This window comes from Actinocorallia herbida, from assembly GCF_003751225.1.
In the GTDB taxonomy this organism is placed as follows: Bacteria; Actinomycetota; Actinomycetes; order Streptosporangiales; family Streptosporangiaceae; genus Actinocorallia; species Actinocorallia herbida.
On the sequence record NZ_RJKE01000001.1, the window covers coordinates 4,181,179 to 4,203,404 of the forward strand.

Here is a 22,226-nt window from a genome sequence, read left to right on the forward strand (position 1 = left end):
CCCACCTGGTCCTCTCCCGAGGGGACGGGCCGTGGCCGTCCCGGGAGCTGGGCGGAATCGCCCGCAAGGGGTGAGCGGAGGAAACGGCGCGAGGAGGCGGCCGGGTCCCTTAGGCTCGTTGCGAACAAACGAGCGAAAGGGTGAAAGAGCACAGTGGCAACCAAGACCATAGTGGTGGACGACATCGACGGGTACGACGGCGAGGACGTCACCCGGAGAGAGTTCGAGCTGGGCGGCTCGAAGTACGCCATTGATCTGGGCGACGCCAACTTCAAGCTGCTCACCGACCTGATGGCCTCCCTCGCGCCCTTCGTGGAACGTGCCGTCGAGGTCAAGCAGGCGGGGCGGTCCCGCAAGTCGGCCGCCGACACCGCGCCGCGCCTCCAGGGCTACACCAACACCGACGTGCGCGAGTGGGCGACCGCTCAGGGCATCGAGGTGAGCGTCCGCGGCAAGATCGCGGACGAGGTGTACGAGCAGTTCGTCGTCGCACACCCCGACGCCAGGCCCGACCAGGCCTGATCGCGGTCCCACGGGACCGCGGCGAGGCGGCACGGATCTTCCGTGCCGCCTCGTTCGTCTTTCCCGGCGCCTCAGCCCGCGAGCCAGCCGTCGATCCCGGAGAGCGCCGCCTCCTTGACGGCCTGGGGCGCCGCGCTCGCGGTGATCGAGCTCCGGGCGCAGGAGGCGAGTGCGGCGTCGTCCAGGCCGAGCCCGGTCCGCGCGGTGGTGTACTCGGCGAGCAGGCCGGGGCCGAACAGGGTCGGGTCGTCGGCGTTGATCGAGCAGGCCACGCCCGCGGCGAGCAGGGCGGGCAGCGGATGGTCGGCGAGCGACGGGAAGACGCCGAGCAGGACGTTCGAGGTGGGGCAGACGTCCAGGCAGGTGCCGCGCGCGGCGAGCTCGGCGACGAGCGCGGGGTCCTCGACCGCCCGGACGCCGTGCTGGATCCGGTCGGCGCCCAGCACGTCGAGCGCCTCGCGGACCGACTGCGCGCCGACCAGTTCCCCCGCGTGCGGCACCGCCAGCAGCCCGGCCTCGCGGGCGAGGGCGAACGGCGCCCCGAAGCCGGCGGCGGGGAAGCCGCGCTCCTCCGAGTGCAGGCCGAGCCCGGTGACGCCGCGCCCGGCGAACTCCACCGCGGTCCCGGCCATGGTCATCGCGTGCTCGGGCCCCAGCGTCCGGTCGATCGCGACGATCACCCCCGTCCACACCCCGTACCGGCCGGCCGCCTCGGCCGCGTACCCGCAGACCGCCTCGACGGCCGCCTCCACCGACCCGTACAGGTCCGTGTACCAGGTCGGCGTCGTGGCCAGCTCGATCACCACGGCCCCCTCGGCGGCGGCGTCCCCGACGGCCTCCGCGACGACCCGGGCCAGCCTCGCGGGGGAGTCGATGAGCGCGGCGAGCGCGAGGTACGCCTCGATGAACTCGGTGAAGTCCGCGAACACGAGGGTCTTCGGTACGGCCACACCGGACTCCGCGGCGAACTCCGCCAAGGTGCCCGGCCGTACGGTCGCCTCCAAGTGGATGTGCAGGTGCGCTTTCGGAAGGGCGCGCAGGTCGCGGGTCATAGCGGACTCCTAAGGTCGGACGTGCAGGGCCGGGGTTCAGGGGATGCGGACGGGCCTGGAAGCGACGGCTGGGTCCGGGTCTCCGTCGTAGGGGCTGTGGATTCTTCGGTGATCTGCTCCACGCCCACAAAGAACACCGGCTCCATGGCGGAAACCGAACCGGGACGTTTCGGAGAGGTAACGTGATCGAGCCGGCGGTCCTCGGCCGTCCCGTCGTCTACCTCGTGAGCCTGCGCGTCGGACCTACAGCGCCACCGCCTCGCCTGGACGACCGGTCCCGTCGAGGAGGAGCTCGCCCCGTGACCCCGGGTGACCTTACTGCGTAAAGGCGCCGGGCCGGTGCGTCTCGCGGTTTGCCGAGATCAAACGAGGGGATTTCCAGCGGTTTGTCTGATCTCGGGTACCTCCCGAAGGAAGCGGTGCCGTCTGGCGCCGGGTAGGGAAAGGGGAGTGCCCATGGCCGGGTGGACGAAGGACGAACTGCGCAAGATCGGGGAGGCCGAGGAACTGCACCTCCAGCCACAGCTGGCCGACGGATCCCTGCGCGAGCCCACGACGATCTGGGTCGTCCGGCACGGTGAGGACGTCTACGTCCGGGCCGTGAACGGGCCCAACGGCAACTGGTACCGGAGCACCCAGGAGAGTCACGAGGGGCACATCGAGGCCGACGGGATGGGCAAGGACGTCGAGTTCGCACACGCCGACCACGCCATCGACGACAAGCTCGACGCCGAGTACCGGCTCAAGTACCGCCGCTACCCGGAGGAGATCGTCGGCTCGGTCATCAGCGACAAGGCCCGCGCGTCGACCCTCAAGCTGGTCCCGCACGGCTGATCGCCGATCGCGCGCCGGGCGTCCGCGAGAGGCCCGGCCCGCCCTCGCGCACCGGCCGCACATTGCACGATCCGATTACTGCGAGCCCGTGTGAACGCGGTAAGATCGGGGGCGGGCCGAGAGGCGCTGCAACGGGCCACATGCCCGCCACGCTCGACCTGACCGACGGACAAGGGCGCCTCCCGACGAGCTGGGAGGACACCCGAATGACGGTAGCGGCGACCGAGACGCGCGCGGAGCGCACGCGGCGGCTGCGGGAGATCCTGGACGAGCGCATCGCCGTCCTGGACGGTGCGTGGGGCTCGATGCTCCAGAACGCGAACCTCAAGCCCGAGGACTACCGGGGCGACCGCTTCACCGACCACCCGATGGACGTCACCGGCGACCCGGACCTCCTCAACATCACCCGTCCGGACGTCATCCTCGACATCCACCGCCAGTACCTGGCGGCCGGCGCCGACATCACCACCACCAACACCTTCACCGCGACGAGCATCGCCCAGGCCGACTACGGCCTCGAGGCGCACGTCCGCGAGATGAACGTGCAGGGCGCCCGGCTGGCCCGCCAGGCCGCCGACGAGGCGGGCGGCAAGTTCGTCGCCGGGTCCGTCGGCCCCCTCAACGTCACCCTGTCGCTGTCCCCGCGCGTCGACGACCCCGCCTACCGCGCGGTCTCCTTCGACAAGGTCAAGGAGTCCTACGCCGAGCAGATCTCCGCGCTCGCCGAGGGCGGCGTCGACCTCCTGCTCATCGAGACGATCTTCGACACCTTGAACGTCAAGGCGGCCATCGCCGCGGCCGCCGAGGTGGCGCCGGACCTGCCGCTGTGGATCTCGGTGACCATCGTCGACAAGTCCGGCCGGACCCTGTCGGGCCAGACCGTCGAGGCGTTCTGGAACTCGGTCAAGCACGCCGGCCCCCTGGTCGTCGGCGTCAACTGCTCGCTGGGCGCCGAGGAGATGCGCCCGCACGTGGAGGACCTGGCCCGGATGGCCGGCACCTACACCGCCTCGCACCCCAACGCGGGCCTGCCGAACGCGTTCGGCGGCTACGACCAGACCCCCGAGCAGACCGGCCGCCTTCTCGAGGAGTTCGCGCTCGACGGCCTGGTGAACATCGCGGGCGGCTGCTGCGGCACCACCCCCGCGCACATCGCGAAGATCGCCGAGGGCGTCGCGGGCAAGGCCCCCCGCCCGATCGCGAGCCCGCCGAAGCGCAGCCGCTTCTCCGGCCTGGAGACCTTCGAGATCGGCCCGGACACCGGCTTCGTCATGATCGGCGAGCGCACCAACGTCACCGGTTCCGCGCGGTTCCGCCGCCTCATCGAGGCCGACGACTTCCAGGCCGCCGCCGACGTGGCGGCCGAGCAGGTCCGCGGCGGCGCGAACCTCCTCGACGTGAACATGGACGCCGACCTCCTCGACTCCGAGGAGGCGATGACCACCTTCCTCAACCTCATCGCGACCGAGCCGGAGATCGCCAAGATCCCGGTGATGATCGACAGCTCGCGGTGGAGCGTGCTGGAGGCCGGGCTCAAGTGCGTCCAGGGCAATGGCGTCGTCAACTCCATCAGCCTCAAGGAGGGCGAGGAGCCCTTCCTGGCGCAGGCGCGCAAGGTCAAGGCGTTCGGCGCCGGCGTCGTCGTCATGGCCTTCGACGAGAAGGGCCAGGCCGAGACCGCCGACCGCAAGGTCGCGATCTGCGGCCGCGCCTACGACCTGCTCACCCAGCAGGTCGGCTTCGCCCCCGAGGACATCATCTTCGACCCGAACGTGCTCGCCGTCGCCACCGGCATGAGCGAGCACAACTCCTACGCGAAGGAGTTCATCGAGGCGCTGCCGCGGATCAAGCAGCGCTGCCCCGGCGCGCTGACCTCCGGCGGCATCTCGAACCTGTCGTTCTCCTTCCGCGGCAACGACGTGGTCCGCGAGGCCATGCACTCGGCGTTCCTGCTGCACGCCGTGCGCGCGGGACTGGACATGGGCATCGTCAACGCCGGCCAGCTCGCCGTCTACGCCGACATCCCCGCCGATCTCCTGGAGCACGTCGAGGACGTGCTGTTCGACCGGCGTGAGGACGCCACCGACCGGCTCATCGAGTTCGCCAAGACGGTGTCGGGCAGCGGCACCAAGCGCGAGATCGACCTGTCATGGCGTGAACTGCCCGTCGCCGAGCGGCTGTCCCACGCGCTGGTGCACGGCATCACCGACTTCGTCGAGGAGGACACCGAGGAGGCCAGGCAGCTCCTGCCGCGCCCCCTGGAGGTCATCGAGGGCCCGCTGATGGACGGCATGAAGGTCGTCGGCGACCTCTTCGGCTCCGGCAAGATGTTCCTGCCGCAGGTCGTCAAGAGCGCCCGGGTGATGAAGCGCTCGGTGGCCTACCTCGAGCCGTTCATGGAGGCCGAGAAGGAGAAGGCCCTCGCCGAAGGCCGCGAGCAGGTGCGCAGCGGCCAGGGCAAGGTCGTCATGGCCACGGTCAAGGGCGACGTCCACGACATCGGCAAGAACATCGTCGGCGTCGTGCTCGGCTGCAACAACTACGAGGTCGTGGACCTCGGCGTCATGGTCCCGGCCGCGACGATCCTCGACACCGCGGTCGCCGAGGGCGCGGACGCGATCGGCCTGTCCGGCCTGATCACCCCGTCGCTGGACGAGATGGTGTCGGTCGCCGCCGAGATGGACCGGCGCGGGCTGAAGCTGCCACTGCTCATCGGCGGCGCGACCACGTCCCGCCAGCACACGGCGGTCCGGATCGCGCCCGCCTACACCGGGTCGGTCGTGCACGTGCTGGACGCCTCCCGGGTCGTCGGCGTCGTGTCGGACCTGCTGGACGCCGACCGCGCCGAGGCGCTGGACACCGCCAACCGCCTCGAGCAGCAGAAGCTGCGCGAGGCGCACGAGAACCGCAGGGCACAGCCGATGCTCACCCTGGCGCAGGCCCGCGCCAACGCCGAGAAGCCGTCGTTCGAGGGCCTGCCGACCCCGGAGTTCACCGGCCTGCGCACGGTCACCCCGTCGCTGACCGAGCTGCGCGAGATGATCGACTGGCAGTTCTTCTTCCTCGCGTGGGAGCTCAAGGGCAAGTACCCGGCGATCCTCGACCAGCCGGTCGCGCGCGAGCTGTACGACGACGCGCAGACGATGCTGGACGAGATCATCGCGAACGGGTCGCTGCGCGCCGAGGGCGTCCTGGGCTTCTGGCCCGCGCACGCCGAGGGCGACGATCTCGTCCTGGAGAACGGCGCGACGATCCCGATGCTGCGCCAGCAGACGGCCAAGCCCGACGGCCGCCCGAACCGCAGTCTCGCCGACTACCTCGCCCCGTCCGGCGACCACCTCGGCGGCTTCGCGGTCGCGGTGCACGGCGCCGACGAGCTCGCGGCGAAGTACGAGGAGGCCAAGGACGACTACCGGGCGATCATGGTGAAGGCCCTGGCCGACCGGCTCGCCGAGGCGTTCGCGGAGCTGATCCACCTCCAGGCCCGGCGCGCCTGGTTCGAGCCCGACGCCGCCCCCGCGCTGGCGGACCTGCACGCCGAGCGCTTCCGTGGTATCCGCCCGGCGCTGGGCTACCCGGCCTGCCCGGACCACAGCCGCAAGAAGACCCTGTTCGAGCTGCTGGACGCGAACGCGCACGGCATCGCGCTGACCGAGTCGTTCGCGATGATCCCGGCGTCGGCGGTCAGCGGCCTGATCTTCGCCCACCCCGAGTCGCGGTACTTCACCGTCGGACGGCTCGGCCGCGACCAGATCGAGGACTACGCGGCCCGCACCGGCCTGACCGTCGCCGAGACCGAGCGCTGGCTGCGCCCGAACCTCGCCTACGAGCCCGAGGCCTGACCCGCACGACCCAGCGCGACCCAGAAAGGCCCGTTCCGGCACCGCCGGGGCGGGCCTTTTCCGTGTGACGGGGCTGGGGAGATAAGCAACAGGTGTGGATTACCCCAGGTCAGAGGTACTATCTTGAGGTGAAGGTAACTCGCCCCGATCCCGCGGACCTCCGCGTCGTGCAGACCCGCGCCAAACTGCGCGCGGCGGTGCTCGATCTCGCGTCCAGGGCCCCGGTCGAGGAGATCACCGTCTCCGACCTCACCAAGAAGGCCGGGATCAACCGCTCGACCTTCTACAAACACGCCTCCAGCCCGGCCGACCTCCTGCGCCGTGTCATCTGGGACGAACTCGACGGCCTCCGCGCGGAGATCTTCGCCCTGGCGGCGCCGGGGACGGCCCTCTCCGAGGCGCTCGAACACGGTCTGCACGGCCTCGCCGAGCACGTCGTGCGGTTCTCCGCGCTCTACACGACGGGCCTGGTCGACCACTCCAGCGGCGCACTGCACGCCCTGCTGAACGAGCACTCCATCGCCTCGTTCACCGCACTGCTGGAAGGCCGCGCCGACCGCATGCCGCCCGGCGCGTCCGGGGACGCGGTCTCCGTCGCGATGTACAGCGCGTTCCTCGCGCACGGCGTCACGGGGGTCATGGAGTCATGGCTGCGCACGACGGGGACCGGCGACCCCGGCCTGTTCGTCGCGACGGTCCTGGCCGTGCTCCCGCCGTGGCTGACCGGAGCTGAAGGCACCTCCCATAGATCGCAAGAAAGAAGCACGTCATGAAGGCATCGGTCACCAAGGGGCTCGGCCAGGGATTCGTCATCGAGGACGTCGACCTCGCCGCCCCGATCGGCCACGAGGTCCGCGTAGAGGTCAAGGCCTCGGGTCTGTGCCACTCCGACCTCAGCGTCGCGACCTTCCTCGGCCAGGACTTCCCGATCGTGCTCGGCCACGAGGTCGCGGGCGTCGTCGCCGAGGTGGGTCCGGAGGTCACCCAGGTGAAGGTCGGCGACCATGTCGTCGGCAGCCTCATCCAGTACTGCGGCTCGTGCGTCGCCTGCCTGTCCGGCAGGACCTGGATCTGCCGGCGTCCCGAGCGGACCGTCCGCGGCGCCGACGAGGCCCCGCGCCTGTCCTGGCGGGGCAGGCCCGTCGCGCAGGGGATGGGGCTAGGCGGGTTCGCCCAGCAGGCCCTCATCCACGAGAACCAGCTCGCCATCGTCCCCGACGCGATGCCGTGGGCGCCCGCCGCCCTCCTGGGCTGCGGCGTCCTCACCGGCGCGGGCGCGGTGCTCAACAGCGCCGAGGTGCGGCACGGAGACTCGGTCGTCATCATCGGCGCGGGCGGCGTCGGCATGAACGCGGTCAGCGGCGCCCGGATCGCCGGGGCCGAGACGATCATCGTGGTGGACCTCGAGGACGCCAAGCTGGAACGTGCCAAGACGTTCGGCGCGACCCACCTCGTCAACTCCCGCACGACGGACCCGGTCGCCGAGGTGCGCCGGATCACCGGCCGCGGCGCCGACCACGTCTTCGACTTCGTCGGGATCCGGGCGGTCACCGCGCAGGCCATGGAGATGCTCGCGTTCGGGGGCGGCCTCTACCTGATCGGCGTCGGCAGCGCCGACGCGGGCATCGAGGTGAACTCCGTCGCCGCCCTGACCGCCTCCCAGAAGGTGCAGGGCGTCTACATGGGCTCCTCCAACCTCAAGCGCGACATCCCCCTGTACGCCTCCCTCTACCTCCAGGGTCGCTTCCACCTCGACGAGCTCGTCTCCCGCGAGATCGCCCTCGCCGACATCGACGAGGGCTACGAGTCCCTCAAGGACGGCAAGACCGCCCGCGTCGTCATCACCGACCTCGCCTGACCCCACCTTCCCCGAGGCGCCGCGTCCCCGCGCGGCGCCTCCGCCTTTCCCGTCTCCCGCGGAGTGCGCCGGACCGGTCCGGGACGCGTGACCGACGGAATCGACACCGCCCTCCCCGACGACGGCGCACCCTTTCCCCCTCGCGCGGTTTCCCTGGGCCGTGGCCCGAAGTCCGACGGCCGCCGTCGCGCGGGTGCGGGCTCCGCCCGTGTTCTGGACGGGTACCTCGCCGGGGTGCCGGCGCCTTGCCGGGTGAAGGCGCGGGTCGGGCGCAGCGTCACCCGGCCGGCCGGACGATGCTCGCACCGAGGCGTCTGGGGGCGATGAGGCGGTAGGAGTCCTCGATGAGGTCGGCGATCTCGGCCCAGTCCTGGGGAACGTCCAGGCGGGCGCCCACCCAACCCTTCGAGCCGACGTAGGGCGGCACGAAGAACTGCTCAGGGGCGTCGGAGACCAGCGCCTCCTGGACGCCTGGGCCGGCCTTGAAGGTCATGCTCAGACCGTCCTCGCTCGTCATGACGAACAGTTTGTTCCGCACCCGGAAGGCGGGAGAGGTGTGCCCGCCGAACGGCTTCTCCAGGGCCTCGGGCAGGCGCAGGCAGATCTCCCGGATCCGTGTGATCACCGTCTCGTCCATGCGGCAAGCCTAGAACGCGGGTCCGACAGAATCCGGGTCACGCGGGAGGGACCCTGACCTCGTGTTCTGTCGGATCCCTGCTCTACCTTGCTCGCATGATCTCCGACGCCCGGCTGGAAGCCGATCTCATGTCCCTGGCCGGCCCCGAGGCCGACATCGCCGAGCTGCTCTCCCTCCTGCCCGGCGGCGGGCTCATCGCCACCGAAGAGGGCGACCCGGTGCTCTGGCTGTCGGGGGAGCGGGCGACGGACGGGCTGTGGGCATCGGTCCGGGCGCTGCACGCCCGGACCGGGCTGTGGCCGCTGCTCCTGGAGCCGCTGGCACGCGATGACGATTTCCGGCCGTGGGCGTCCGGTGAACTGGCTCCGGATCGCATGGGCGCGCCCTCGTCCTATGACCCCGAACGGGTCCTGTCGGCGTCGTGGGAGGGTTGCACGGCGTCCGGCGATCCCGATGACCACCTTTCGGAGTCCGAACGCGAGGCGGTGACGGCGCCGTACGGACGCCGATGGCCGGGGCTCGCACCGGGCTTGAAGGGGGCGGACCCCGTCCTCGCGGCGGAGGAGTACGCCTCCCACTTGATGACCCTCGGCCGTGAGTGGCGGCTCGGCCTCGTCGCCACCGGCAGGGGCGCGGACTCGGTCGCGGCGGCGGGGTGGATCGGGCCGGTGAACCATGTGGAGGACACCGCGGAGATCGCGGCGGTCGTCCGCTCCTGGGAGGACCGGTTCGGCGCGATCGTGGTGGGCGTCGGGTTCGCGGACCTGTACCTCAGCATCGCGGCGCCGCCCACGACGCCGACGGAGGCCCTTCCCATCGCCGCCGAGCACTTCGCGTTCTGCCCGGACAGCGTCTGGCAGGGGCGCCACCACGACCTGAGGAGCTACGCGCGGGAACTGGTCGATCTCCATGAGTGGCGCTTCTGGTGGGATTGAATGAGAAACTTACTTTGTAAAGGCCCCGGGTCGAGAGTGCGGAACGCCACCGACGAAGATCCGGAAGATCCAAAGGACTGAAGACTCATCAAAGGGCTTCAGAGCGGGAGGAAACGGCGGCGTCAGACGATGTTCTGGGCGTAGCGGGCGGCCAGGGGAGCCAGGTCGGGGTCGCCGACGGTGTCGCGGAGGTGCTGGAAGAGGGCGACCTTGTCGTCGCCGAAGCGGGCGACCCGGGCGGCGTAGGACTCGGGGGAGACGAAGGCGGGAGGGGCGGACTTGGAGTGGAACTTGTCCGCGTACATGACAAGGCGCTCTTCCGGGGTGCCGGGCACGTAGTCGGCGACGGGGATCGGCAGGCCCTGGCCCGTCACGTCGGCCCGGGTGACGCCCATGCCGGTGTGGCAGGAGCAGAACCGGCACAGTTCCTCGGGGAAGCCCTCCTCGGCGAGGATCTCGTGGCCGAGCACCCCGTGCCGGATGTACCGCTTGTAGTCCAGGACGCCGTCGCGGTACAGCCGGTAGACGCCGAGGTCGTGCAGCAGGCATCCGGCGCGGACGAGGGCGGCGTCGACCGGTTCGGGGAACCGGGGGAGGAGCTGCTCGGCGATCGCGCACACGATCCGGCAGTGCGTGTAGACGGCCTCGAACGCCTCGGGCGTGGGCGCGTGCTTCTCGTGGAGTGCGCGGATGTCCTCGTCGGAGGGGATCATGGCCTGCCTTGCGGGAGAGCGAACGGACGGCGTCAAGCGTACGGCCCGCACCGGTCCGGATACCCCTGAGGGGTTCCGGCGCGGTCGGCGTTCTGGATCTCGGGCGGGGCGCCCCTCGCGTGGAATACCCTACGGGGGTATGGTGTTGCACAGACGTGGGGACAGGGGAGGAGGACAAGGCCGTGCACGGATACAGCGACACCGCCGAGCAGCACTTGAAGCGGCTGCGGCGGATCGAGGGCCAGATACGCGGCCTGCAACGGATGGTCGAGGAGGACAAGTACTGCATCGACATCCTGACGCAGGTCTCCGCCGCGACGAGCGCGTTGCGGTCCTTCTCCCTCCAGCTCCTGGAACAGCACCTCGTCCACTGCGTCGCCGAGGCGACCGCGAAGGGCGGGCCGGAGGCGCAGGCCAAGGTCAAAGAGGCTACCGACGCCATCGCCCGGCTCGTCCGGTCCTGATCACCGTTCTGAAAGGAGTCTTCGCCATGACCACGACCACGACCCTCACCGTCAAGGGCATGACCTGCGGGCACTGTGTCAGCTCCGTCCGCGAGGAGGTCGCCGAGGTGCCCGGGGTGACCGGCGCGGAGGTCGATCTCGCGAGCGGTCTGCTGACCGTCACCAGTGACGGCCCCGTGGACCTCCAGGCGCTCGGCACCGCCGTCGCCGAGGCCGGATACGCCCTGGTGGAGCCCTGATGAACACCCCAGTCAAGGTCGGCGCCTACGTCGCCGGTCTCGTCGCGGTCTTCGCCGCCGCCTATGGTCTCGGCGGCATGGTCGGCGACGGAGGCCCGCCGGACGACGCGCCCGCCCACCACAACGCGGCGGCCCCCGGAGCCGCCGCGGACACCCCCGGGGGGCTTCAGGTGTCGGGGGGCGGCTACACCCTCGACCTGGCGACGACCAGGGCGGCCGCGGGCACGCAGAGCCCGCTCCGCTTCACCGTCCGGGACGCCGAGGGCGATCCCGTGACCGCGTACGAGACCGTCCACGACAAGGAACTCCACCTGATCGTCGCCGACCGCGATCTGACCGTCTTCCGGCACCTGCACCCCTCCCGGGACGCGGCGGGCGTCTGGAGCACGACCGTGGATCTCCCGTCCGCGGGCAGCCACCGGGTCTTCGCGGACTTCACCCCCGAGGGCGCGGCCCAGGCCCTCGTGCTCGGCGCCGACCTCGCCGTCCCGGGCGACTACGAGCCCGCCGATCTTCCGGAGCCGTCGGCGACGGCGGAGGCGGACGGCTATACCGTGGAGATGCGGGGTTCCGTGGTGGGCGGCGCGTCGAGCACGCTGACGTTCGCGGTGCGCCGCGATGGGAAGCCCGTAGCGGGTCTGGAACCTTATCTGGGCGCCTACGGCCATCTGGTCGCGTTGCGTTCCGGGGACCTCGCCTATCTGCACGTCCACCCCGCCGAGGAGGCGGGGGAGGGGGTCTCGGCGTCTTCCGAGGTCGGGTTCGCGGTGAGCGCCCCGAGCGCGGGCGCCTACCGGCTCTTCCTGGACTTCAAGATCGACGGTGTGGTGCGGACCGCGGCGTTCACCGTGCGGGCCGGCGACGCTCCGGCCGCCCCCTCGCCGCTACCGTCGGTGTCCACCGACGACCACGGCCACACCCACTGACCGCGCGGACGAGATGAGAGGAAAGGAGAGGTGATGTCCTCCCTCACCGACGCGCCGCCGAATGGCTCGGTCGAGCTGCTGATCGGCGGCATGACCTGCGCGTCCTGCGCGAACCGGATCGAACGCAGGCTGAACAAGCTCGAAGGGGTCGCCGCGACGGTCAACTACGCGACCGAGAAGGCGAAGGTGACCTTCCCGGCGGAGCTCGACCCGCAGAGGCTGATCGAGACCGTCGAGCAGGCCGGGTACACCGCGGCGCTGCCCGAGCCGCCGCGCGCGGCGGCCGGGCCCGCCGAGCCCGCGGACGAGTCGCGGCCGCTGCGGCAGCGGTTGGTCACCGCGGTGGTGCTGAGCGTTCCGGTGATCGTCCTGGCGATGGTTCCGGCGCTGCAGTTCACGTACTGGCAGTGGCTCTCGCTGACGCTCGCGGCGCCCGTCGTCGTCTATGCGGGCTGGCCCTTCCACAAGGCGGCGTGGACGAACCTGCGGCATGGCGCGGCGACGATGGACACCCTGGTGTCGCTGGGCACCCTCGCGGCGTTCGGCTGGTCGCTGTGGGCGCTGTTCTTCGGGACGGCGGGCGAGCCCGGCATGACGCACCCGTTCGAGTTCACGATCTCGCGCGGCGACGGCGCGGGGATGATCTATCTGGAGGCCGCGGCGGGCGTCACGGCGTTCCTGCTGGCGGGCCGGTACTTCGAGGCGCGGTCGAAGCGGCGCGCGGGTGCGGCGCTGCGGGCGCTGATGGAGCTCGGCGCGCGGGACGTCGCGGTGCTGCGCGATGGGCGTGAGACGCGGATCCCGACGGATCGGCTGCGAGTCGGGGATCGCTTCGTGGTCCGTCCGGGCGAGAAGATCGCGACGGACGGGGTCGTGGAGGACGGGTCGTCGGCCGTGGACGCCTCGATGCTGACGGGCGAGTCGGTGCCGGTCGAGGTCCGCCCCGGTGACGGGGTGACGGGCGCGACGGTGAACGCGGGCGGCAGGCTCGTGGTCCGGGCCACCCGGGTGGGCGCCGACACGCAGCTCGCGCAGATGGCGCGGCTGGTGGAGGAGGCGCAGACCGGGAAGGCCGAGGTCCAGCGGCTGGCCGACCGGATCTCCGGGGTGTTCGTGCCGATCGTGATCGCGCTGTCGCTGGGTACCCTCGGGTTCTGGCTGGGCGCGGGCGCGGGCGCCACCGCGGCGTTCACCGCGGCGGTGGCGGTGCTGATCATCGCGTGCCCGTGTGCGCTGGGTCTGGCGACGCCTACGGCGCTGCTGGTCGGCACCGGGCGGGGCGCGCAGCTCGGCATCCTGATCAAGGGCCCTGAGGTGCTGGAGTCGACCCGTGCGGTCGACACGATCGTGCTGGACAAGACGGGCACCGTCACGGAGGGCCGGATGACCCTCGTGGAGGTGCACCTCGCCGAGGGTGAGTCCGAGGAGGAGGTGCTGCGGCTGGCCGGCGCGTTGGAGCACGCCTCGGAGCATCCGATCGCGCGGGCCGTCGCACGGGGTGCGGCGGAGCGGGCGGGGGAGCTGCCCGTGCCGGAGGACTTCGCGAACGTCGAGGGCCTGGGCGTCCAGGGCATGGTGGAAGGCCACGCCGTTCTGGTGGGCCGGCCGCGGCTGCTCGAAGAGTGGTCGCAGCGGCTCCCGGCGCGCCTTCAGGACGCGTTGGAGCAGGCGCAGGCGGGCGGCCGTACCGCGGTGGCGGTCGGCTGGGACGGCGCGGCACGGGCCGTGCTGGTCGTGGCCGACACGGTGAAGCCGACCTCGGCCGAGGCGGTCGCGCGGTTCCGGGAGCTGGGCCTGACGCCGGTGCTGCTGACGGGCGACAACGAGGCGGTGGCGAAGTCCGTCGCGCGTGAGGTCGGGATCGACCGGGTGATCGCGGACGTGCTGCCGCAGGACAAGGTCGCCGAGGTCGCCAGGCTCCAGGAGGAGGGCAGGGTCGTGGCGATGGTCGGCGACGGCGTCAACGACGCCGCGGCGCTGGCCCGCGCGGATCTCGGCCTGGCCATGGGCACCGGGACGGACGCGGCGATCGAGGCGTCGGATTTGACGCTGGTCCGGGGTGATCTGCGGGCCGCGGCCGACGCGCTGCGGCTGTCCCGCAGGACGCTGCGGACGATCAAGGGGAACCTGTTCTGGGCGTTCGCCTACAACGTCGCGGCGTTGCCGCTGGCGGCGGCGGGCCTGCTCAACCCGATGATCGCCGGCGCGGCGATGGCGTTCTCCAGCGTCTTCGTCGTCTCGAACAGCCTGCGGCTCCGCTCGTTCGAGTAGCGGTTCTTCTCCGGCCCCCGTCTTCGCAGGAAGGCGGGGGCCTCGCCGTGTCAGGGCGTCTCGGACAGGTGGACGCGCAGGAGAGCGGTGCCGGGGAGCCCGGCGAGGTAGAGGTCGCCGTCGTGTTCGGCGACGCCGGTGACCATGGGGTAGGCGGCGTCGGGGGTCTGGAGGTCGTGCAGGACGGCGCCGTGCTCGTCGACGGCGAGGATCCAGGTGGTGGCGCGGCCTGCGGGGCGCAGCCGGTCGGGCAGTGCCCACAGGGCGCGGGCGGCCCAGGCCGGGGCGGAGGCGAGGCGGTCGAGTGCGGGGTCGCGGGGGTTGGTGAGGGCGACCCAGGCGCGGCCGTCGGTGAAGCGCGAGAGGTTGTCGGGGTAGCCGGGCAGGTTGGGTGCCACGACGTCGCGGACGCCCGCGCGGTGGCCGGTGAGGGCGACGCGGCTGAGGGTCGGTCCGATGGTCTCGGCGAGGAGGAGCGCTGCGCCGTCGGGGGTGAGGGAGAGGCCGTTGGCGAAGTACAGGGCGTCCAGGACGACGTCGACCTCGCCGGTGGGGGAGCGGCGCAGGAGGCGGCCGGACGGGCGGTGCTCCAGGATCGCGCCCATGTAGTGCGCGAAGGCGAACCGGGTGGTGGACTCGGTGAACCAGACGGTCCCGTCGGCTTCGGCGACGGCGTTGGAGCAGAACCGCAGAGGGACGCCCGCGACGTCGGCGACGAGGGTCTCGGCGTGTCCGGTCTCGGGGTCGAGCCTGAGCAGTCCGCGATCGGCGTCGCACACCAGGACCCGTCCGTCGTCGAGTGTCTCGAGGCCGAGCGGCCGTCCGCCGGTGTTCCCGACCTCCTCCTGCGCCCCGCTGAGGGGGTCGACCCGGAGGACCGCGCCGCCCTCGACCCCGCACAGCAGCCTTCCGTGCCCGTCCACGACGACGTCCTCCGGTGCCCGCCCGCGCAGCGGCAGCGCCGACGTCCGGGGGAACGGCGTGGGCCCGCGCTCTTCTCTGCTGCGCGGCGGAGCCGCCGGGATGCGCCGCTGGAACGGGTCGAGCGCGGGCTTGGTCATCGCTGCCTCCGATCGGTGTGCCGATCGTCGCACAGGGCGTCGAGGGGAGCAGAGGAACGCGGGAGGCTTCGGTGGGATCCGGGTGCCGCGGATTTCGGGCGGCCGTTAACCGGTGAACCGGTGAGGGTGAGGAGCGGAGTGATCCTTGGGCGGGGATCGGGTGGCTATGATCGGCGGGATCTGTGCGGAAGGGTGTGGCGCGTGGGCGTGTTCCGGCGTAGGCGGGGAAAAGGCGGTCAGGATCTTATGGCCGCCGCGTGGCGGCGCGTTGACGAGATGGCCGCCGAGTTCTGGGCGGAGGCACCGCGGAGCCTGGTGGAGGATCCACTCGATGCCAGGTCTCGTTATGACGGTGTCGTCGGGGTGGCGAAGACGGTCATCGCCTCGCCGCTGGCCAACGCGGACGAGCTCACCCGGTTCTGTGTGAAGGTCCTCGCGCTCTACGCGGCCGCCGATGAGCCGCCGCGGATGAGCCTCGCGGTCGAGGCGCCCGTGGTCCGGGAGATGCTCATCGAGGCGGGAATGCCGGAGGAGGAGCGCGCTCTGTCGGAGGCGGTGCTGTGGCTTGCCGACTATCACTCGCGGGTCGGCCATGAACTGGTGATGGATCTCGATCGGTAAAGCGACCCGTTCGCCTTCTTTCTCCTCACCCGCATTAACCTTACTGTGTAAAGGCGCCGGTCGGGACAAGCCCGAGAACCCCCTCAAAAACACAAAGGACTAAAGACTCATCATCGGTTAAACCGATGATCGGTGTGGTCGTCTCGTCGCTGTTCGTAGGGTTCGCGGGGTGGGTGAAGCTGCGGGATACTGCACCTGGCTTGGGGGAATCGTGTGGTGTCGCCCTTCGTGAGCCGTGCGCTGAACGTCGGGGAGGGCTGCGCCGTGGGTGTCGTGTTCGTTCTGGTCCTATTGGTGATCTTGGGTGTGCTGGGTGGGCTGCACCGGTACGTGTGGCGCAGGGTCGTCAGGGAGACGACCTCGGCCGGGACGCCGTGGCGACGCCTAGGCACCGCGGTGTTCGTGGCGGGTCCCCTGCTCATGCTCGCGACGTTCATCGGCTCCCGGGCGGGGCTGCCGTTCTGGCTGGTGAAGGTCCTCGCGTGGCCGGGGTACCTGTGGGTGGCGGTCGCCCTGTATCTGCTGCTCGGCGTGCTCGTCGGCGAGGCGGTCCGGCCCGCGCTGCGGTGGTGGCTGCGCCGGCGGGCGGCGCGGGAGACCGCGGGTGCGCAGGCTCCGGCCCCTGTCCCGATCACCGTGCCCGGCGAGGCGTCGGCCGTCGCCCTGGCCGCGGAGCCTGCCGCGGAGTCCGAGCCCGGCGCGGAGGTCCCTGCGGACCCGTCGCGGCGGGTGTTCGTGGCGCGGGTCGTGGGCGGCGCCGCGGCCGCCGTGGCGGTCGGCACGGCCGGATACGGGACGTACGGGGTGCTGCGCGGGCCGCGGGTGAAGCGGGTGACGGTACCGCTGGCGCGGCTGCCCCGGTCGGCGCACGGGTTCCGGATCGCGGTGGTGAGCGACGTCCACCTGGGTCCGATCCTGGGGCGCGGGTTCGCCGAGCGGGTCGTGGCGACGGTGAACGCGACGCAGCCGGATCTGATCGCGGTGGTCGGTGACCTGGTGGACGGGACGGTCGACGACCTGAGGTCGGCGGTGGAGCCGATCGGCGGGTTGCGGGCGCGTCATGGGGCGTTCTTCGTGACGGGCAATCATGAGTATTTCTCTGATGCGGACGCGTGGGTGGGCCACGTGCGGGAGTTGGGGCTGAGGTTGCTGGCGAACGAGCGGGTAGAGCTGCCCGGGTTCGATCTGGCGGGTGTGAACGACGTGGCGGGCGAGGACTACGGGGACGGTCCGGATCTGGCGGCGGCGCTGGCGGACCGGGATCCTTCGCGGACGTCGGTGCTGCTGGCGCATCAGCCGGTGTTCGTGCATGAGGCCGTGGCGCACGGGGTGGACCTGCAGCTGTCGGGGCACACCCATGGCGGTCAGCTGTGGCCGATGAACTTCGTGGCGGGGCTGGCGAATCCGACGGTGGCGGGGCTCGACCGTTTCGGGGACACGCAGTTGTACGTGTCGCGGGGTGCGGGCGCGTGGGGTCCGCCGACCCGGGTGGGGGCGCCTTCGGACGTGACGGTCGTGGAGTTGGCGTCGCGTCAGGCGTGACGCCGGGGCCGCTGGAGGGCGTCGCCGCCGTGTTCGTGTGAGATCCGGTAGAGGATCCAGGCGAGGATGGGTTCGAGGAAGTCGAGGTAGAGCGGGGCGCCGATGTTGCCGGGCCGGGTGTTGTCTTCGGCGAACCAGTAGTAGAGGTGGCCTGCGGCGTCGCCGAGGTACTGGATGGACATGATGATGATGACGGCGAGCCAGAAGTTGCCGCGGTACCAGATGCACAGGACGCCTGCGATGCCGATGGAGAGGTCGCCCATGGCGTTCTCGTACTGGAAGCCGCCGTTGCCGCGGGTGTAGCCGATCATTTCGGCGGTGCCGGGGCCGTCGAAGAGGTGGGCGCAGGCGCCGAGGATGCCGCCGATGCCGATGGCGACGGCGAGCCACCAGACGAGGAAGGTGTCGGCGGCTTCGCCGGGGCGGGTGGGGGTGCGGCGTTTGCGGGTCCAGTGGATCGCGGCGCCGATGAGGGCGATGGCCGCGATGGCGACGAGTTGCATGACCACCCCTGAGTGTTCACAGTAGTGATCACTGTACGTTCTGTGGTTGGTGCTGGTCGGTGCGGGGTTCGGGGGTGGGTTCGGCAGTGGTTTCGGGTGCTGGTTCGGTGAGTCGGCCGTGGCGGGCTTGCCAGGCGGCGACGAGGACGAAGGCGACGGAGACGAGGAGGGCCCAGGCGCCGAATTTGTCGGCGTGGACGAGGTTCCAGGTGTCCTGTTGGTAGGGGTAGCGCCAGGCGCCGAGGTAGGTGGCGATGTTCTCGGCGATCCAGAGGAAGAAGCCGATGAGGACGAAGGAGAGGGCGAGGGGCATGCGGTAGCGGGCTTGGCCGACGGTGAAGTGGACTGCGGTGCGCCGGGTGGCGGCGATGAGGAGGAGGGCGAGGGGAAGGCGGAGGTCGGGGAGGAAGTGGTGGGTGAGGAAGTTGAGGTAGATGGCGGCGGAGACGGTGGCCGTCGCGGTGGTGCGGTAGCCGGTGAGGCGGAGGTCGAGGGTGCGCCAGGCGCGGCAGACGTAGCTGCCGACGGCGGCGTAGAGGAAGCCGCTGTAGAGGGGTACTCCGCCGATCTTGGTCCAGGCGTCGCCGGGGTAGCTCCAGGATCCGAGGTGGACTTTGACGATTTCGAAGATGAGGCCGACGAGGTGGAATCCGCCGATGACGGCGACTTCGCCTGCGGTCTCCCAGCGCAGGAGGTAGAAGAGTCCGGTGATGGCGAGCGCGTAGAGGAGGAGTGCGTCGTAGCGCGGGAGGGGTGTGTCGATGATGGAGAAGAGGGCGAGCCCGAGGAAGAGTGCCACGGCGAAGGCGCAGGCCCGGGCCTCGGCCCAGGCGAAGCGCAGGAGTTGCGCGATGAAGTACCCCACGCTGTGTGCGACCGCCGCACCTATCGGAAAGTTCGTTTTGTGGTGGTCGGTCATGTTTATGGGGGTGCGAGCGTTCAGGCTTCGGTTCGTCCGGCCGCGCGAACGTCGGCCCGGCCCGTGTGCAGGTAGCGCGCGCGGCCCTGGCCGTCGTCCCCCAGGAACGCGACGGGCCTGTGGCCGGGCTCGGCGGGCAGCAGGGAGTCTCCTCGCCAGGCGAGCAGTTCCGTCCGGTACGGCTCGTCGCCGGTCTCCGCCGCGAGACCGAGGGGGATCTGCTCGAGCCAGAGCCGTCCCTGTTCGTCTTCGTGCACGGTGGTCTGGCTCGTGCTCGAGCGGTAGACGCCCGCGCAGCGCCGGGTGTCGGGGCGTGCCGTGGGATCCGGGACGGGGTCGGCGGGTGACTCGACGACCCTGCTGAGGATCTCCTTCATCAGGGGCTTGCGGTCGCCGCCGTTGGTGAAGATCGACCCGGCGGGTGCTTCTGCGCGCGGCATCGCCCACCTCGGATGGGAACGCGCTCTCCCACATGATGAACCTGAAGTCGGCCGACCCGGACGGAGCGGGGGCTTGCGCCGACCGGTACGGCGACGACCTCATGACGCGGATCTGGCAGGGCATCCGCGCCGATGCCACCGACTTGGCCAAGGGCTCCGAGATCCTGCTGATCGGCGCCTGGCTGCTCGGCCTTCGCACCGTGGCGGGTCTCGCGGTGCCGGTCGGTGGCCGGATGGCCGGCCAGACCCGGCGTGTCGGACTTCTGAAGGCCGTCGGCGGTACCCCGGGCCTGGTCGCGGCGGTGGCGCTCGCGGAGTATCTGCTCGTGGCCGTCGTGGCGGCCGCGGCCGGGCCGGCGATCGGGGCGCTGACCGCTCCGCTGCTCACCGAGTCCAGCGCCGGTCTCGTCGGTGGTGTGGGGACGGCGTCGTTGAGCTGGTCCACGATCGGCCTGGTGACGGCCGTCGCGCTCGGCGTCGCGGCGGCGACCTCGGTGCCGGAGGTGTGCGCGGTCCGGTCCGGCACGGTCGGCGCGCGCTGGCCGACGCGGCACGCCCGCCGCACCGCACCGGCCGGCTGATCGCCGTCTCATGGCGGCTGCCGTCCCGCTGCTGCTCGCCGTGCGGGTCACCGCCCGCAGGCCGCGGCGGGCGGTTGCCGGGCGTGGTCGGTGTCGCGGTCGGCGGGTTCTACGTTCTGCTGGTGCTGAACACGTTCCTGGGGGCCTAGACGGCACCGGTGGCTACACCGGGACCAGGTCGAGACGCTCCGGCGGGTCCTGCCGGTCTGGACGGTCGTCCTGCTCGCCCTGGCGGCGGTCCACGTCATGGTGTCGTTACCTGGGTGACGGTGCTCGGCGACCGGCAGGTGTCGGTGCTGGCGCGAAGTGCTCGGTGCCACTCCGTGGAGGTGACCGGGGTGCTGGCGGCGGTGCAGGTGCTGTCCGTGCTCGGTGGCGCAGTTCTGGGCGTCTTCCCGGCCGGGTGGATGCTCCTCACCGGCGTCAACGTCACGCTTCCGGTGCCCTGGCGGCTCGTCGGCCTGATCGTGGCGATGGTGCTGGTGGTGGCCGCGCTGACCGCCGTTCGGTCCGTCCCCGGTGGCCGCCGCCTTCTGGAGCGGGTGCGTCGACGGGGGCGGCCGTGCCGGAGCGGTGCCCGGGCACCGCTCCGGGCTGCGGGGTGTCGGGTGGTCAGTCGTTGGTGATGCGGAGGACGCCGGTGGTGGTGCCCTGCCAGTAGACGCCGGGGGTGATGGTGCCCGCCATTTGGAGGGAGTCGTAGATGAAGCCGACGCCGAGGTTCTTGGTGCGGACGGTGGCGCCTGTGGCGGGGTCTATCTCGGTGTAGGCGAAGGTGTCGAAGATGCCGGTGGAGGTGGAGCCGGAGATGACGGGTTTGCGGATGACGGTGCGCAGGAGGCCGTCGGCGAGGGAGAGACGGGGTACCGCGGCGGAGCGGAGGACGATGTCCCAGGCGACGGTGCAGCCGGTGGCGGTGACGTCGACGCGGGTGAGGCCGCCGGGGAAGTCGGCGGAGGCGGGGACGCTGGTGCCGGCGTCGTCGGGGAGGGCGGGGTAGGGGTAGCCGTAGGTGCTGGCGAGGAAGACGGCGCTGCCGGAGGCGAGGGGGGAGTTCTCGCTGCCGCTGCCTCCGGCGGACAGGACGGGGAGTTTGCAGATCTGGGCGCCGGTGGCGGCGTTGTAGACGATGAGGCTCACTTTGGGGTTGGCGTTGTCGACGATGGTGACGTAGTCGGTGCCGGTGGGGCCGAAGAAGGTGGGGGTGGAGCCGGATCCCCAGCTGAGCTGGCCGGGCTTGCGGCCGGGGCCGCGGTCGTAGGTCCGGCGCCAGATGACGGTGGGGGTGCCGGTGGTGTCGGCGCGCAGGAGGTAGGTGGCGTGGGTGGTGACGACGGCGGTGCCGTCGGGGACGGTGGAGATGCTGTTGGCGATCTTCTCGCCGGCGGGGAGGGTGGTGGTCTTGATGGTGCCGGTGGCGTCGTCTGCGGTGCCGACGACGCCCTTGCTCGTGGCGAACCAGACGCGGCCCTGCCAGTCGGGTGAGATGCCGATGACGGCGTCGTCTTCGGCGATGACGGAGTCGAGGGGGAGGCGGGAGGCGATGTGGAGCTCCCAGTCGCCGGAGGCGTTCTTGCGGTGGCCGACGCGCAGGAGGTCGCGGCTGCCGTCGATGACGACGAGGCGGTCGAGGTCGTCGAGGTAGGCGTAGACGCCGCCGAGGAGGGAGCCCTTGGTGAGGCCGAGGTCGGTGATGGACTGCCCGTCGGTGGGGTCGAGGAGGTGGACGGTGGGGTTCTGGCCGAAGATCTCGGTGCACAGGGCGACGGGGTGGCCGTCGGAGCCGACGAGGACGGTGGGGCAGGCGGAGGCGAGGGCGGCGCGGCTGGAGGTGAGGTCTCCGGCGGCGGGTCCGGCGTGGGGTGAGGTCTTGGAGGAGGCGGTGTCGCCGTGCATGGTGGCGGTTCCGGCGGGCCCGGCGTAGGGGTTGGCGGGCGGTCGGGGGTCGAAGGGTCCGGCTGCGGCGGCGGGTGTGGCGGTGGCGATGAGGAGGGTGCCGAGGGCGAGGGCGGCGGCGCGGGTGATGCCGGTGGGGCGCAAGGTGACTCCGCTTGATCGTGGGGGCGATGCGCCCATGATCATAAGTCATACTTTGCCGACTGATCTAGTCGGAATCATGCGGCTTCTCGGGACCCGCACCTCGGGGCCGCCGTCCGGGCCCTGTCCCGCGGTTTCGCACGGGTGTGGGCGCCGGTCGCGGCTGTGCGTGGTTTTCCGGGTGGGGCGGGGGGTTTTGCGCTAGCGTGACGGGGTCGTCACGGAGCGG

General features: G+C 71.3%; 22 protein-coding genes. 14 read left to right on the plus strand and 8 right to left on the minus strand.

What is annotated here, in order from left to right; genetic code table 11:
* Nucleotides 1-153: 153 nt before the first annotated feature.
* Entirely contained in the window at nt 154-522 is a 369-nt protein-coding gene (locus EDD29_RS19290) for a histone-like nucleoid-structuring protein Lsr2 (protein WP_123665749.1), read from the plus strand.
* Nucleotides 523-593: 71 nt separating this feature from the next.
* Here the strand turns inward: EDD29_RS19290 and add are convergent, their stop codons facing one another.
* Complete coding sequence (add, locus tag EDD29_RS19295) at nt 594-1,574, minus strand: adenosine deaminase (RefSeq protein WP_123665750.1); 981 nt, start codon at nt 1,572-1,574, stop codon at nt 594-596.
* A 456-nt stretch (nt 1,575-2,030) separates the two neighbouring features.
* Here add and EDD29_RS19300 point away from each other — a divergent pair, with 456 nt between their 5' ends.
* From EDD29_RS19300 to EDD29_RS19315, 4 genes are all read left to right on the plus strand, one after another.
* Nucleotides 2,031-2,408, plus strand: coding sequence for a DUF2255 family protein (locus EDD29_RS19300; protein ID WP_123665751.1), 378 nt, complete (start codon nt 2,031-2,033; stop codon nt 2,406-2,408).
* Nucleotides 2,409-2,614: 206 nt separating this feature from the next.
* The gene (gene metH, locus EDD29_RS19305; protein ID WP_123665752.1) at nt 2,615-6,250 is read left to right on the plus strand and encodes a methionine synthase; all 3,636 of its coding nucleotides are present in this window, start codon (nt 2,615-2,617) and stop codon (nt 6,248-6,250) included.
* 128 nt (nt 6,251-6,378) lie between these two features.
* Nucleotides 6,379-7,023 carry a TetR/AcrR family transcriptional regulator gene (locus tag EDD29_RS19310; RefSeq protein WP_170201469.1) on the plus strand — a complete coding sequence of 215 codons (645 nt, stop codon included), beginning with the start codon at nt 6,379-6,381 and terminating at the stop codon, nt 7,021-7,023.
* Nucleotides 7,020-8,108: a zinc-binding dehydrogenase gene (locus tag EDD29_RS19315; protein ID WP_123665754.1), complete on the plus strand. Its 1,089-nt coding sequence runs from the start codon at nt 7,020-7,022 to the stop codon at nt 8,106-8,108. The genes EDD29_RS19310 and EDD29_RS19315 overlap by 4 nt, the downstream gene beginning before the upstream one ends.
* Before the next feature lie 277 nt (nt 8,109-8,385).
* Here the strand turns inward: EDD29_RS19315 and EDD29_RS19320 are convergent, their stop codons facing one another.
* Nucleotides 8,386-8,745, minus strand: coding sequence for an MmcQ/YjbR family DNA-binding protein (locus tag EDD29_RS19320; protein WP_123665755.1), 360 nt, complete (start codon nt 8,743-8,745; stop codon nt 8,386-8,388).
* 95 nt (nt 8,746-8,840) lie between these two features.
* On the opposite strand from EDD29_RS19320, the gene EDD29_RS19325 reads away from it, so the two are divergent.
* Nucleotides 8,841-9,680 carry a DUF4253 domain-containing protein gene (locus EDD29_RS19325; RefSeq protein ID WP_123665756.1) on the plus strand — a complete coding sequence of 280 codons (840 nt, stop codon included), beginning with the start codon at nt 8,841-8,843 and terminating at the stop codon, nt 9,678-9,680.
* 122 nt (nt 9,681-9,802) lie between these two features.
* On the opposite strand, the gene EDD29_RS19330 is transcribed toward EDD29_RS19325, so the two are convergent.
* Nucleotides 9,803-10,393: an HD domain-containing protein gene (locus EDD29_RS19330; RefSeq protein ID WP_123665757.1), complete on the minus strand. Its 591-nt coding sequence runs from the start codon at nt 10,391-10,393 to the stop codon at nt 9,803-9,805.
* A 155-nt stretch (nt 10,394-10,548) separates the two neighbouring features.
* Here EDD29_RS19330 and EDD29_RS19335 point away from each other — a divergent pair, with 155 nt between their 5' ends.
* From EDD29_RS19335 to EDD29_RS19350, 4 genes are read left to right on the plus strand one after another with little or no spacing between them, the layout of a single operon-like run.
* Entirely contained in the window at nt 10,549-10,857 is a 309-nt protein-coding gene (locus EDD29_RS19335; protein WP_123665758.1) for a metal-sensitive transcriptional regulator, read from the plus strand.
* A 26-nt stretch (nt 10,858-10,883) separates the two neighbouring features.
* A complete protein-coding gene (locus tag EDD29_RS19340) occupies nt 10,884-11,096 on the plus strand; it encodes a heavy-metal-associated domain-containing protein (protein WP_123665759.1) in 213 nt (70 codons plus the stop codon).
* On the plus strand, nt 11,096-12,022 hold the full coding sequence (locus EDD29_RS19345) for a hypothetical protein (RefSeq protein ID WP_123665760.1): 927 nt from the start codon (nt 11,096-11,098) through the stop codon (nt 12,020-12,022). The genes EDD29_RS19340 and EDD29_RS19345 overlap by 1 nt, the downstream gene beginning before the upstream one ends.
* A 33-nt stretch (nt 12,023-12,055) precedes the next feature.
* A complete protein-coding gene (locus tag EDD29_RS19350; RefSeq protein ID WP_123665761.1) occupies nt 12,056-14,293 on the plus strand; it encodes a heavy metal translocating P-type ATPase in 2,238 nt (745 codons plus the stop codon).
* 50 nt (nt 14,294-14,343) lie between these two features.
* On the opposite strand, the gene EDD29_RS19355 is transcribed toward EDD29_RS19350, so the two are convergent.
* The gene (locus tag EDD29_RS19355; protein WP_123665762.1) at nt 14,344-15,354 is read right to left on the minus strand and encodes an SMP-30/gluconolactonase/LRE family protein; all 1,011 of its coding nucleotides are present in this window, start codon (nt 15,352-15,354) and stop codon (nt 14,344-14,346) included.
* A gap of 246 nt (nt 15,355-15,600) precedes the next feature.
* Between EDD29_RS19355 and EDD29_RS19360 the strand changes: the two genes are divergently transcribed.
* Together EDD29_RS19360 and EDD29_RS19365 are read left to right on the plus strand one after the other, a co-directional pair.
* The gene (locus EDD29_RS19360) at nt 15,601-15,975 is read left to right on the plus strand and encodes a hypothetical protein (RefSeq protein WP_123665763.1); all 375 of its coding nucleotides are present in this window, start codon (nt 15,601-15,603) and stop codon (nt 15,973-15,975) included.
* Between the two features lie 228 nt (nt 15,976-16,203).
* The gene (locus EDD29_RS19365; RefSeq protein WP_246052853.1) at nt 16,204-17,517 is read left to right on the plus strand and encodes a metallophosphoesterase; all 1,314 of its coding nucleotides are present in this window, start codon (nt 16,204-16,206) and stop codon (nt 17,515-17,517) included.
* On the opposite strand, the gene EDD29_RS19370 is transcribed toward EDD29_RS19365, so the two are convergent.
* The 3 genes from EDD29_RS19370 to EDD29_RS19380 form a co-directional block, all read right to left on the minus strand.
* Nucleotides 17,508-18,020, minus strand: a complete 513-nt coding sequence (locus tag EDD29_RS19370; protein ID WP_123670570.1) for a DUF6790 family protein — start codon at nt 18,018-18,020, stop codon at nt 17,508-17,510. The two genes, EDD29_RS19365 and EDD29_RS19370, sit on opposite strands and share 10 nt — an antisense overlap.
* 28 nt (nt 18,021-18,048) lie before the next feature.
* The gene (locus EDD29_RS19375) at nt 18,049-18,885 is read right to left on the minus strand and encodes a DUF817 domain-containing protein (protein ID WP_246052855.1); all 837 of its coding nucleotides are present in this window, start codon (nt 18,883-18,885) and stop codon (nt 18,049-18,051) included.
* Between the two features lie 74 nt (nt 18,886-18,959).
* Nucleotides 18,960-19,379: a hypothetical protein gene (locus EDD29_RS19380; protein WP_123665765.1), complete on the minus strand. Its 420-nt coding sequence runs from the start codon at nt 19,377-19,379 to the stop codon at nt 18,960-18,962.
* A gap of 32 nt (nt 19,380-19,411) precedes the next feature.
* On the opposite strand from EDD29_RS19380, the gene EDD29_RS19385 reads away from it, so the two are divergent.
* Together EDD29_RS19385 and EDD29_RS19390 are read left to right on the plus strand one after the other, a co-directional pair.
* Complete coding sequence (locus EDD29_RS19385; RefSeq protein WP_123665766.1) at nt 19,412-19,960, plus strand: FtsX-like permease family protein; 549 nt, start codon at nt 19,412-19,414, stop codon at nt 19,958-19,960.
* 263 nt (nt 19,961-20,223) lie between these two features.
* A complete protein-coding gene (locus EDD29_RS19390) occupies nt 20,224-20,586 on the plus strand; it encodes a hypothetical protein (RefSeq protein ID WP_123665767.1) in 363 nt (120 codons plus the stop codon).
* Here EDD29_RS19390 and EDD29_RS19395 read toward each other — a convergent pair.
* Nucleotides 20,573-22,000, minus strand: a complete 1,428-nt coding sequence (locus EDD29_RS19395) for a hypothetical protein (RefSeq protein WP_123665768.1) — start codon at nt 21,998-22,000, stop codon at nt 20,573-20,575. The two genes, EDD29_RS19390 and EDD29_RS19395, sit on opposite strands and share 14 nt — an antisense overlap.
* Nucleotides 22,001-22,226: the final 226 nt, after the last annotated feature.